The organism is Streptomyces niphimycinicus (assembly GCF_018883605.1).
GTDB lineage: Bacteria > Actinomycetota > Actinomycetes > Streptomycetales > Streptomycetaceae > Streptomyces > Streptomyces niphimycinicus.
Map to the genome: position 1 here is coordinate 1 of NZ_JAHLEM010000077.1, position 12,041 is coordinate 12,041.

At 67.6% G+C, this 12,041-nt stretch carries 10 protein-coding genes; 8 read left to right on the forward strand and 2 right to left on the reverse strand.

Features of this window, described 5'->3' with window-relative positions:
• Positions 1–1,088 (reverse strand): discoidin domain-containing protein (locus KN815_RS09270; RefSeq protein ID WP_253208852.1); only part of this gene is annotated, 1,088 nt, incomplete at its 3' end.
• Between the two features lie 239 nt (positions 1,089–1,327).
• Positions 1,328–1,861, reverse strand: a complete 534-nt coding sequence (locus tag KN815_RS09275; protein WP_253208853.1) for a PT domain-containing protein — start codon at positions 1,859–1,861, stop codon at positions 1,328–1,330.
• A gap of 341 nt (positions 1,862–2,202) precedes the next feature.
• Between KN815_RS09275 and ngcE the strand changes: the two genes are divergently transcribed.
• The 8 genes from ngcE to KN815_RS09315 all read left to right on the forward strand — a co-directional run.
• On the forward strand, positions 2,203–3,639 hold the full coding sequence (ngcE, locus tag KN815_RS09280; protein ID WP_216341277.1) for an N-acetylglucosamine/diacetylchitobiose ABC transporter substrate-binding protein: 1,437 nt from the start codon (positions 2,203–2,205) through the stop codon (positions 3,637–3,639).
• 58 nt (positions 3,640–3,697) lie between these two features.
• Positions 3,698–4,615, forward strand: coding sequence for a carbohydrate ABC transporter permease (locus KN815_RS09285; protein ID WP_216341278.1), 918 nt, complete (start codon positions 3,698–3,700; stop codon positions 4,613–4,615).
• A 61-nt stretch (positions 4,616–4,676) separates the two neighbouring features.
• Positions 4,677–5,624, forward strand: coding sequence for a carbohydrate ABC transporter permease (locus KN815_RS09290; protein ID WP_216341279.1), 948 nt, complete (start codon positions 4,677–4,679; stop codon positions 5,622–5,624).
• 243 nt (positions 5,625–5,867) lie between these two features.
• Entirely contained in the window at positions 5,868–7,067 is a 1,200-nt protein-coding gene (locus tag KN815_RS09295; RefSeq protein WP_216341283.1) for an ROK family transcriptional regulator, read from the forward strand.
• 216 nt (positions 7,068–7,283) lie between these two features.
• A complete protein-coding gene (locus KN815_RS09300; protein ID WP_216341280.1) occupies positions 7,284–8,384 on the forward strand; it encodes a substrate-binding domain-containing protein in 1,101 nt (366 codons plus the stop codon).
• Positions 8,385–8,515: 131 nt separating this feature from the next.
• Positions 8,516–9,295, forward strand: a complete 780-nt coding sequence (locus tag KN815_RS09305; RefSeq protein ID WP_079059090.1) for an ATP-binding cassette domain-containing protein — start codon at positions 8,516–8,518, stop codon at positions 9,293–9,295.
• Positions 9,292–10,608, forward strand: a complete 1,317-nt coding sequence (locus KN815_RS09310) for a sugar ABC transporter permease (protein WP_216341281.1) — start codon at positions 9,292–9,294, stop codon at positions 10,606–10,608. Before KN815_RS09305 ends, KN815_RS09310 begins: the two co-directional genes overlap by 4 nt.
• 171 nt (positions 10,609–10,779) lie before the next feature.
• The coding region (locus tag KN815_RS09315; RefSeq protein ID WP_216341282.1) for a 1-deoxy-D-xylulose-5-phosphate synthase at positions 10,780–12,041 on the forward strand (1,262 nt) is incomplete at its 3' end.

The window sequence follows — 12,041 nt, forward strand, 5'->3', positions numbered from 1 at the left end:
CGCGACTCCTTGTGGTTCCACTGGTTGACGTAGAGCGTCTTGGAGGCGGCCTGGCCCTGCGGGCTCATCCGGGCGCCGTGCTGGTCGACCGCGCCGGGCAGATCGCTCAGATAGGTGCCGTCGGTGAAGGCGAGATCGACCGAGACATGGGTGGCCGGGTAGTTGAGATCGGTCTCGGGCATCGACGGGAAGATCCGGTAGGACAGCCGGGTGTCCCGGGTGACGGCCGTGTCGACGTCGAAGACCTTGTTGTACGAGTACGCCCGGCCGTCCGGCTTATGGGTGCCCGCGTAGCGCAGGGCATGGGTGCCGGTGAAGCCCGCGTTGGCCTTGGCGGTGGGGGAGCCGGTGGGGCCGCGGTCGATCAGGGTGCGCATGTCGGTGGGCGCGGGCGGCGTGGTGTCGCCGGTCGCGAACTGCACCTCCGCGAGCTGGATCAGGTTGTCCCCGGCGTTGCGGGTGATCTCCAGCCGGAAGTGCTGGTACGCCCTGGCGCCGCGATAAGAGAACTCCCGCGTCTGCTGGCGCGAGGAGAACGTCTCGTCCTTGCGGGTGTCCAGCGTCGTCCAGTCGGAGCCGTTGGCCGAGCCCTTGAGGGTCCAGTCCTTCGGGTCCCGGCCGGGGGCGTCATTGGCGGAGGTGAGGGCGTAGCGGACGGCCTTCACCGGCTCGCTCAGATCGAACTCGAGCCAGGCGGTGGTGGTGTCGAAGGCCAGCCACTTGCTGGTGAGCTCGCCGTCGACGAGGTTCTCCTTGACCTCCCCGCCCTCGGTGTTCTCCCCGCTCGCCCGGACCTCGGTGACCTTGTCGGTGACATTGCCGGGGATCCCGGAGGAGTAGCCTCCGTCCACCCCGGACGCCTTCTTCTTGCCGTCGGGTCCGGTCTCGACCGTGTCGCGCCAGTCGGGCTGGGGGTCGCCCGACTCGAAGGACGAGGTGAAGGTGCGGTCGGCGTGGTGCGCGGAGGCCGGGCCGGCGGGGGCGGCGACCGCACCGCCCTGGGCCGTCACCGCCAGCAGGACGGCCGCCACCAGGGGGGCCGCCCGTCCGATCCCACGCCATCGTCTCTGTGGTCGTCTCTGTCGCATACGCAGCCTCTCAACGAGTCTGACAACGTTGTCCTCTGGGTCGGGCAGAGATAAGTAGGGAGGCAGGGGGAGGGTGGTGTCAAGGATGCGGACAACCGCCAATTGGGCTGCGTGCGGCGGACGGTACGAGATGGGCCGTACCACCATCAGCGGTACGGCCCGTGTTCATGGGGGCGTTTCGGCGCGCCCGATGGGGATGTGTCTGGTATGTCGTCAGTGAGGCTGAGCCGCCGTCGGACTCAGTCGGCGCTGTCGGACTTGGTGGCGAGCGAGAGCCGGCACTTCTTCGCGGTGTGGGAGCTGTCCGCCTTGAGCCCGGTCACCTTGATGGTCTTGTCGGCGCCGCCCGCCACGGCCGCGTCGGACTCCACCCCGGTGGTCACGGCCTTGTTCGAGCTGTCGACGAAGCCGACCAGCAGCGAGTAGTAGGCGGTGCCGGAGCCGGAGTTGCTGATCTTCACATTGGCGTAGGGCTTGCCGTCCGAACCCCATCCGCACGTCCCCATCTTGGCGTCCGAGGTGATCAGGCCGGAGCCGCCGGTGGGGGAGTCCGACGGCCCGTCATGCGGGTCGTCGGTGGGGTCGTCGGTGGGCTCCTCGGTCGGTGCCTGGGTGGGCTCCACCGGCAGTTGGGCCATGCCCTTGCCTATCGCCGCGCCGCCCTTGCTGTCCCCGGCCGCCGAGCCCCGTTTGCCGGAGCCGCACCCCGCGGTGATCGCGAGTGTCGCGGTCACGACAATGCTGGTGGCGAGGGTGAGCTGCTTCCGGGACACGGGAACCGCCTTTCGGGGAGCGCGCACGGCGGCGTGCCGCACGGACTGTCTCCACCTACGGTATGTCGGGCAGGTCTCAACTCGGGAAAGACTGATACCCGATGACCTCTCGATCTTGCCCATATGAGGCCCAGTGGACTATACCTGTCGCCCCAGGGGGAAGGCCGCACCGCGGCCCATATCGGAGGGTCTCGGCGGGTCATCCGCACTCCCCGGCGTACACCCAGCAATACTCCGCTTGACGCTTCAACTGACCCGCGGTGTCGGGCCCCTCGCCGGAGGCGAGTATGTACGGGAAACCGTTACACCGCCTGAGTCCTGACGAAGGCGAGGACTTGAGCATGGGATCCACCTCAGATGTCGGCCGTCGCGATCTGATCAAGCGCTCGGCGGCGCTCGGATTGATCTCCGTGCCCGCGATGAGCGTGCTGTCCGCCTGTGCCAGTGGCGGTGACGACGACGCCAAGAAGGTCGACAAGGGCAAGAAGAGCGCCAAGAACCCGCTCGCGGTCAATGAGAGCGCCGCGCTCGACGTCGTCATCTTCGACGGCGGCTTCGGGCAGCAGTACGCCAAGGACGCCGAGGCGGAGTTCGTCATGGCCTTCCCGAAGACCAAGGGCAAGGTCAAGCACTCGTCGACGCAGAAGATCCAGACCGTGCTCCAGCCGCGGTTCAACGGCGGCACCCCGCCGGACCTCGTGGACAACAACGGTGCCGAGCAGATGGACATGGGCACTCTGGTCGGCAAGAACCAGCTCACCGACCTCACCCCGCTGCTCGACGCGCCCTCCGTGGACGACCCGAACAAGACGGTGCGCGAGACCCTGCGCCCCGGTGTCGCGGAGATGGGCCAGTTCGACGGCAAGCCGGTGTGGGTCCTCTACTACGCCTACACCGTCTACGGCGTCTGGTACTCCAAGACCAATCTCGCCAAGCTGGACGTGGAGTACCCCGAGACCTGGGACGACATGCTCAAGGTCTGCGAGGCGGCGAAGAAGAAGGGGGTCGCGGGCTGGACCTACCCCGGCAAGTACCCGTACTACCTGCCGTTCAGCCTCTACCCCTTCATCGCCAAGATCGGTGGCCGGGAGGTCCTGGACTCGATCGACAACCTGGAGCCGAACGCCTGGAAGCACCCGGCCGTCAAGGCCGCCTTCGAGGCGTACTACGAGCTCTACAAGAAGGGCTACATCCTCAAGGGCACCCCCGGGCTGACCCACATCGAGTCCCAGACCGCGTGGAATCAGGGCAAGGCGCTGTTCATCCCCAACGGCTCCTGGGTGGAGAACGAGGCGAAGAAGACCACGCCGAAGGACTTCCAGATGGCGGTGGGCGCGCCCTCCAGCCTGGACAAGAGCGACAAGATGCCGTTCGGCACCCTCTGGGCCTCCGGCGGTGAGCCCTTCATCGTCCCGAAGGCGGCCAAGAACCCCGAGGGCGGCATGGAGCTGCTGCGGATCATGCTCGGTGAGAAGTCCACCAAGAACTTCATCAAGCAGGTCTCCTCGCTCTCCTCCCTCAACGGCGGCACCGAGGGCCTCAGCCTGCCGCCGGGTCTGGCGTCGGCGCAGGAGGCGCTGACCAAGGCGGGCAAGAACGTGGTCAACCCGCGGATGCAGGACTGGTACGGGACGCTCCAGAAGCAGAAGATCGGCGTCGGCGCGCTCGGCGAGATGATGGCGGGCCGGATGACCCCCGCCGAGACGATCAAGAAGTGTCAGCAGTTCGCCGATGAAACGGCCAAGGACGACGCCGTCAAGAAGTACAAGCACGTCTGATGCGGCTCCACGCGTCGCCGGCGGCATTATCCGTAGGGGAAGACCGAGGTCGGTAGAAATGCAGCATGGGAAGTACCGGTTCATCGCGGGGTTCCTGGCCCTGCCGGTGATCCTTTACGCGGTCTTCGTGATCTCGCCGTTCGTCCAGGCCATCTACTACTCCTTCACGGACTGGACCGGGCTGAGCTCCGACTTCAAGATGGTCGGGTTCAAGAACTACAACTGGCTGCTGCATGACGACCTCTTCTGGAAAGCGGTCGGGCACAATATCGTGCTGCTGCTGGTGGTGCCGCTGGTGACGCTCGGTCTCGGGCTCTTCTTCGCCTTCATGCTCAATGTGGGCGGCCGGGGGAGGAAGAACTCGGCGATCTCCGGGGTGCGCGGGTCGGGCCTGTACAAGGTGATCTACTTCTTTCCGCAGGTGCTGTCGATCGCGATCGTCGCCCTGCTGTTCCAGTTCACCTACAACCCGCGCAACGGGGCGATCAACGCCTTCCTCGGCGGAATCGGCCTGGAGTCGCTCCAGCAGGAGTGGCTGGCCGATCCGAAGCTGGCGCTGTGGTGCCTGATGGCGGTGATGGTCTGGAGCAACGTCGGCTTCTACGTCGTCCTCTTCTCCGCCGGGATGAGCTCCATCCCGAAGGACTTCTACGAGGCGGCGCTGCTCGACGGGGCCAACCGGATCAAGACCTTCTTCAAGATCACCCTGCCGCTGCTGTGGGACACGGTCCAGACCGGCTGGATCTATATGGGCATCATCGCGCTCGACGCGTTCGCCGTGGTGCAGATCATGACCGTGGGGCCGGGCGGCCCCGCCGACTCCACGCAGGTCATGGGCTACTACGTCTACACCAAGACCTTCCACGACGGGCAGGCCGGACGGGCCACCACGATCGGCGTCGCGATGCTCATCGTCACCCTGATCTTCGCGGTCGTCGTGACCAGGCTCGGCCGGCGCGAGCGGCTGGAGTACTGATGCCGATCACACCGACCGCACCCGGCCACCGCCGCCCGACCGCCGATCTGGGGGTAGAACAGTGACCTCGCACGCAGAGCCCTCGGAACTCCCGGGCGTCACCAAGGAGGACGAGGCGCCGCCCGCCGGGCCCGTCCGCAAGCAGCCGCCGCCGGGCGCCGCCCCCGAGGGCCGGCTCGGCAGCGAGGGCAAGGTTCTCAACGTCTTCTCGCACGGCATCCTGGTGGTCTGGGGGCTGCTCGTCACCCTGCCGCTGCTGTGGGCGGTGATGAGCTCCCTCAAGACCGACAAGCAGATCTTCACCTCGCCCTGGGGGCTGCCCTCCACCCTGCACTTCGACAACTGGACCCGGGCCTGGAGCAAGTCGAACATCGGCGACTTCTTCCTCAATACGATCCTGGTGGTGGGCTGCTCCCTGATCGGGACGATGCTGCTGGGCTCGATGGCGGCATACATCCTGGCTCGCTTTGAATTCCCGGGAAAGCGGTTCATCTATTTCATGTTCGTCGGCGGGATGAGTTTTCCCATCATCCTGGCGCTGGTGCCGCTGTTCTTCGTGATGAAGAACATGAGCCTGCTCAATACGTTCCATGGGCTCATTCTGGTCTATATCGCCTATTCGCTGCCGTTCACGGTCTTCTTCCTCACCTCGTTCTTCAAGACGCTGCCGTCCTCGGTGGCGGAGGCGGCCCTGATCGACGGGGCCTCCCATACCCGTACGTTCTTCCAGGTCATGCTGCCGATGGCGAAGCCCGGCCTGATCAGTGTCGGGATCTTCAACTTCCTCGGCCAGTGGAATCAGTACATGCTGCCCACGGTGCTCAACACCGATGAGGACAAGCGAGTGCTCACCCAGGGGCTTGTGCAGCTCGCGGCCAGCCAGCAGTACAAGGGCGACTGGTCCGCGCTTTTCGCCGGTCTGGTGCTGGCGATGCTTCCGGTGCTCGGCGTCTATATCCTCTTCCAGCGGCAGGTCCAGGCGGGCCTGACCGCGGGCGCGCTCAAATAGGAGCGGCCCAAGAGCGCTTTTCGCGGCCCCGTTCTTTCCGCCGTACGGAAAGGGCGGGGCCGTGTGCTGTGGGCTGCTCGGAAGGTGCCGCCGGGCGTCCCGGAGCGGTCAGGGACTTGACGTGGGACAACCGTGGCGGCTCAGCTTAGAGTTCACATGTTGGAGACACCGCTGGGCCTCACTGTTGCGGCCCGGCCGGCGGAGCGGCCGTCGTGCCGTCCGCGAAGGCGGGAGTGGATGGGCGTGGAGACTCCGGGATCGCAGTCGTCGCTGCACCGGGCCAATCTCGAGCGGGTGGTCCGTGCGGTGCGGATGGCGGGCTCGCTGACCCAGGCGGAGATCGCCCGGTCCACCGGGCTGTCCGCGGCCACCGTCTCCAATATCGTGCGTGAGCTCAAGGACGGCGGAACGGTCGAGGTCACCCCCACCTCGGCGGGTGGCCGCCGGGCGCGCAGCGTCTCGCTCAGCGGCGACGCGGGCATCGTCGTAGGGGTGGATTTCGGCCATACGCATCTGCGCGTCGCCATCGGCAACCTTGCCCATCAGGTGCTGGCCGAGGAGGCCGAGCCGCTGGATGTGGACGCCTCGTCCGCACAGGGGCTGGACCGGGCGGAGCAGCTTGTCAGCAGGCTGATCACGGCCAGCGGGCTCAGCCAGGACAAGGTGGTCGGCGTCGGCCTCGGCGTGCCCGCCCCGATCGATGTGGAGACCGGCACGCTGGGCTCGACCGCGATCCTGCCGGGCTGGGCGGGCACCAATCCGCGCGATGACCTGGCGCAGCGGCTCGGGGTGCCGGTGCATGTGGACAACGACGCCAACCTCGGCGCGCTGGGCGAGCTGGTCTGGGGCTCCGGCCGCGGGGTCGCCGACCTCGCGTACATCAAGGTCGCCGACGGTGTCGGCGCGGGGCTGGTGATCAGCGGGAAGATCTACCGCGGCCCCGGCGGCACGGCGGGCGAGATCGGCCATATCACCCTCGACGAGTCGGGCCCGGTGTGCCGCTGCGGCAACCGCGGCTGTCTGGAGACCTTCACCGCGGCCCGCTATGTGCTGCCGCTGCTGCAATCCAGCCATGGCGCGGATCTCACCGTGGAGCGCATGGTGCAGTTGGCCCGCGAGGGCGACCCCGGCTGCCGGCGGGTGATCGGGGATGTCGGCCGGCACATCGGCAGCGGAGTGGCCAACCTCTGCAATCTGATCAATCCGAGCCGGATGGTGCTGGGCGGTCAGCTCGCCGAGGCGGGCGAGTTGGTGCTGGGCCCGATCCGGGAGTCGGTCGCGCGGTACGCGATCCCCAGCGCGGCCCATCAGCTCTCGGTGATGCCCGGGGCGCTCGGCGGCCGGGCCGAGGTGCTGGGCGCGCTGGCGCTGGTGCTCAGTGAGATGGGGGATTCGACGCTGCTGGACGGTGCGCTCTCGGCGGGGTCGCCGGCCCTCACCTGACCGCCGGATGGCGGCCGCCCGCCCCGGTCGTGCCTGAGCGGCTTTGTCCGGTCACGCTCCGTCTATCCGGCCTGTCCGGCTGCGTTCACTCAGATAACGAATGGCACCGTTGCCATCTCGTTAAGGATTTACTTCTTGACGCCATGCGGGCGGCCGAGTTGACTTCCAGCCACCTCGGCCGCAACGACGCGGCCTCGTCAGGGAGGTCACCCCCAAATGAACGCAACGATGCGTCGCGTCGCTCTTGCCGCTTCTGTCGTGTCGATGACCGTAGCCCTCGCCGCTTGTGGTTCGGCGAAGGAGGCCGACAGCAACAAGAAGGACGAGAAGAAGAAGACCGGTCCGCTCACGATCGGGCTCTTGCTGCCCGAGGACCAGACGGCCAGATACGAGAACTTCGACCGGCCGTACATCACCAAGAAGGTCAAGGCGCTCTGCGCCGACTGCAAGATCCTTTACGTCAACGCCAAGTCGGACACGTCGGTTCAGCAGCAGCAGGTCGACTCGATGATCACCAAGAAGGTCGACGCGCTCATCCTCGACTCGGTGGACTCCAAGTCCATAGCCTCCTCGGTCAGGAAGGCCGACGAGGCCGGTATCCCCGTCGTCGCCTACGACCGGCTGGCCGAGGGCCCGGTCTCCGCGTACACCTCGTTCGACAACGAGACGGTCGGCAAGGTGCAGGGCCAGGCGCTGCTCGAGGCGCTGGGCGACAAGGCCAAGAGCGGCAAGATCGTGATGCTCAACGGCTGGGAGGCCGACCCCAACGCCGCCCTGTTCAAGAAGGGCGCGATGTCCGTCCTCAAGGGCAAGGTGAACGTCGGCAAGTCGTACGACATCGACCGCTGGCTCGCCGACAAGGCCAACGAGGCCATGACGGGCGCCATTTCCTCCCTCGGCAAGAAGAACATCATCGGCGTCTACTCGGCCAACGACAGCATGGCGGGCGGCGCGATCACCGCGCTCAAGAGCGGCGGCTTCAACCCGCTGCCCCCGGTCACCGGCCAGGACGCCGAACTCGAGGGTGTGCGCCGGGTCGTCACCGGCGAGCAGTACATGAGCGTCTACAAGTCCTACCTGGACGAGGCCGCCGCCGCCGCGGAGATGGCCATCGCGCTCGGCCGCGGCGACAAGGTCAACGAGTCCAACACGGTCGACAGCCCGACCAACAAGGACATCCCGGCGACGCTGATCACGCCGATCTCGCTGACCAAGAAGAACATCAAGGACACCGTCGTCAAGGACGGCAACTACACGGTCGCGCAGATCTGCACCGCCAAGTACAAGGCGGCGTGCGACTCGGCTGGTCTGAAGTAGCGGCGCGGGGCCGTCCGTACCCCCGCGGACGGCCCGCCCGCCCCCTGACACACCCCCCAACCGAGGGGAGAGCGCGCTCTCCCCTCCGTCACACAGCAGGGATCTCCCTGCCCGGAACGGAGCTGGCCATCGTGCCGAACGGACCCGTGTTGGCGTTGCGCGGGATCTCCAAGCGGTTCGGCGCCGTCCAGGCGCTCACCGACATCGATCTGGAGGTCCACGCCGGTGAGGTCGTCGCCCTGGTGGGCGACAACGGCGCCGGCAAGTCGACCCTCGTCAAGACCATCGCCGGAGTCGGCCCCGCCGACGAAGGCGTCATCGAGTGGCAGGGCAAGTCCGTCCAGGTCACCCGGCCGCACGACGCCCAGGGGCTGGGCATCGCGACCGTCTACCAGGACCTCGCCCTCTGCGACAACATCGACGTCGTCGGCAACCTCTTCCTCGGCCGCGAGATCCTGCGCGCCGGGGTGCTCGACGAGGTCGAGATGGAGCGGCGCTCCCGTGAGCTGCTTCAGACCCTGTCGATCCGCATCCCCAGTGTGCGGATCCCGATCGCCTCGCTCTCGGGCGGCCAGCGGCAGACCGTCGCCATCGCCCGTTCGATGCTCGGCGAGCCCAAGCTGGTGATCCTGGACGAGCCGACCGCCGCTCTCGGTGTCGAGCAGACCGCGCAGGTCCTCGACCTGGTCGAGCGGCTGCGCGACCGCGGCCTCGCCGTCATCCTCATCAGCCACAACATGGCCGACGTCAAGGCCGTCGCGGACCGCGTCGCGGTGCTGCGGCTGGGCCGCAACAACGGCATCTTCGATGTGAAGACCACCTCTCAGGAAGAGATCATTTCCGCCATCACCGGCGCCACGGACAACGCCGTGACCCGCCGCAAGGCGCGTAGCGGGGAGGTCGCGAAGTGACCACGAACGTCGACAAGAGCAACGGCGGCGCGTCGAACGGCGGCAACAAGGCGAGCGGCCCGGCCGACGTCAACCCCGTCGCCAAGGACGCGGTCACCGTCGTCGACCCCCGGCTGCTGGTCCGTCAGGAGGGGTTCAGGGGCTATCTGACGGAGTTCGGCCGGAAGATGCGCAGCGGCGATCTGGGCGCGGTCCCGGTCATCGTCGGCATCGCCATCATCTGGGCGGTCTTCCAGTGGAAGGACAGCGCCTTCCTCTCGCCCAAGAACCTCTCCGACCTCTCCATCCTGCTCGGCGGCACCGGCATGATCTCGGTCGGGATCGTCTTCGTGCTGCTGCTCGGTGAGATCGACCTGTCCGTCGGCTCGCTCAGCGGTCTGGCGGCGGCCACGTTGGCGGTGCTCAACGTCAACCACGGGGTGCCCGAGGGGATCGCGGTGCTCGCCGCGCTCGCCAGCGGCGCGCTGCTCGGCGCGCTGCACGGCTTCTTCTTCGCCAAGATAGGCGTCCCGGCCTTCGTGGTGACCCTGGCCGGTCTGCTGGCCTGGAACGGTCTGATGCTCCAGGTGCTCGGCACCACCGGCACCATCAGCATCGCCGACGACAGCTTCGTGCGGGATCTCACCGCTCACTACTTCAGCCAGCTCATCGCCGCCTACGGGGTGGCCGCGCTGGCGACGGCGGGCTTCTTCCTCGCCCAGTTCCTGGACAGCAGGCGCCGTAAGGCGGTCGGCGTGCCCTCGCGGCCGCTGAGCGAGATCCTGGTCCGCACCGGCGTGCTCGCGGTGATCACCTTCACCGCGGCCTGGCGGCTGAACGAGTACAAGGGCCTGCCCCTCGCCCTGGTGATCTTCGTGGCGGTCCTGGTGATCCTCGACTTCGTGGTCCGCCGCACCGCCTACGGGCGCAAGGTGATCGCCCTGGGCGGCAGCGTCGAGGCGGCCCGCCGCGCGGGCATCAACGTCGTCGCGATCCGGATCTCGGTCTACTCGCTGGCCGGGCTGATGGCCGCCTTCGGCGGCATCATGATCGCCTCCCGGATCGGCTCCGCCAGCCAGCAGGCCGGCACCGGCAACCTGCTGATGGAGGCCATCGCGGCCGCGGTCATCGGCGGCACCAGCCTCTTCGGCGGCCGGGGCTCGGTCTGGTCGGCGCTGCTCGGCATGCTGGTCATCGGCTCGATCTCGTCGGGGATGAACCTGTTGGGCGTCGCGAACTCCGTCCAGTACATGATCACCGGTGGAGTGCTGCTGGCCGCCGTCGTCATCGACTCGGTGTCGCGCAGGACACAACGGTCCGCCGGTCGCGGCTGATCCGCACGTCCCACCCGGCCGCCCGGTGCCTCCACGGAGGCGCCGGGCGGCTGTCTGAAAAGAACACGCGTGACGGACATCGCATGGGGGGAGGTCTGCGCCGGAGAGCGGAACATTAGACTCAGGCGGACCGGCAAGCTCCATGGAGACGCTCGAAGCAAGGAGGCACGGGTGCTGCTGACCCGCATCACGGGACCGCGCGATCTGGACCGGCTCACTCCGGAGGAGCTGGACCGGCTGGCCGCGGAGATCCGCTCCTTCCTCGTCGACGCCGTCTCCAAGACCGGTGGCCATCTCGGCCCCAATCTCGGCGTGGTGGAGCTGACCATCGCCCTGCACCGGGTCTTCGAGTCGCCCCGGGACAAGGTGCTGCTGGACACCGGTCACCAGTCCTACGTCCATAAGCTGCTCACCGGCCGCCAGGACTTCTCCAAGCTCAAGAGCAAGGGTGGTTTGTCCGGTTATCCCTCGCGGGCCGAGTCCGAGCACGACGTCATCGAGAACAGCCACGCCTCGACCGTCCTCGGCTGGGCCGAGGGCCTCGCCAAGGCCAATGAGCTGCTCGGCAAGCAGGACCATGTGGTCGCCGTGATCGGCGACGGTGCGCTGACCGGCGGCATGGCCTGGGAGGCGCTCAACAACATCGCCGCCGCCAAGAACCGCCCGCTGGTCATCGTCGTCAACGACAACGAGCGCTCCTACGGCCCCACCATCGGCGGCCTGGCCAACCACCTCGCCACCCTCCGCACCACCGACGGCTATGAGCGCTTCCTGGCCCGCGGCAAGGACCTGCTGGAGCGCACCCCGGTCGTCGGCAGGCCGCTGTACGAGACGCTGCACGGGGCCAAGAAGGGGCTGAAGGACTTCATCACCCCGCAGGGCATGTTCGAGGACCTGGGGCTGAAGTACGTCGGCCCGATCAACGGCCATGACATCGAGGCGCTGGAGTCGGCGCTCCAGCGGGCGAAGCGTTTCGGCGGCCCGGTCATCGTGCACTGCCTCACCGAGAAGGGTCGCGGCTACCAGCCCGCCCTTCAGGACGAGGCGGACCGCTTCCACGCCGTCGGCAAGATCCACCCGGACACCGGGCTGCCGATCTCGGCCTCCGGCGCCGACTGGACCTCGGTCTTCGGCGAGGAGATGGTCAAGCTCGGCGAGGAGCGCGAGGACATCGTCGCGATCACGGCGGCCATGCTGCACCCGGTGGGGCTCACCGAGTTCGCCAAGCGCTTCCCGGAGCGGGTCTACGACGTGGGCATCGCCGAGCAGCACGCGGCCGTCTCGGCGGCCGGGCTCGCCACCGGCGGGCTCCACCCGGTCTTCGCCGTCTACGCCACCTTCCTCAACCGCGCCTTCGACCAGGTCCTGATGGATGTGGCCCTGCACAAATGCGGGGTGACCTTCGTACTGGACCGCGCCGGTATCACCGGCAC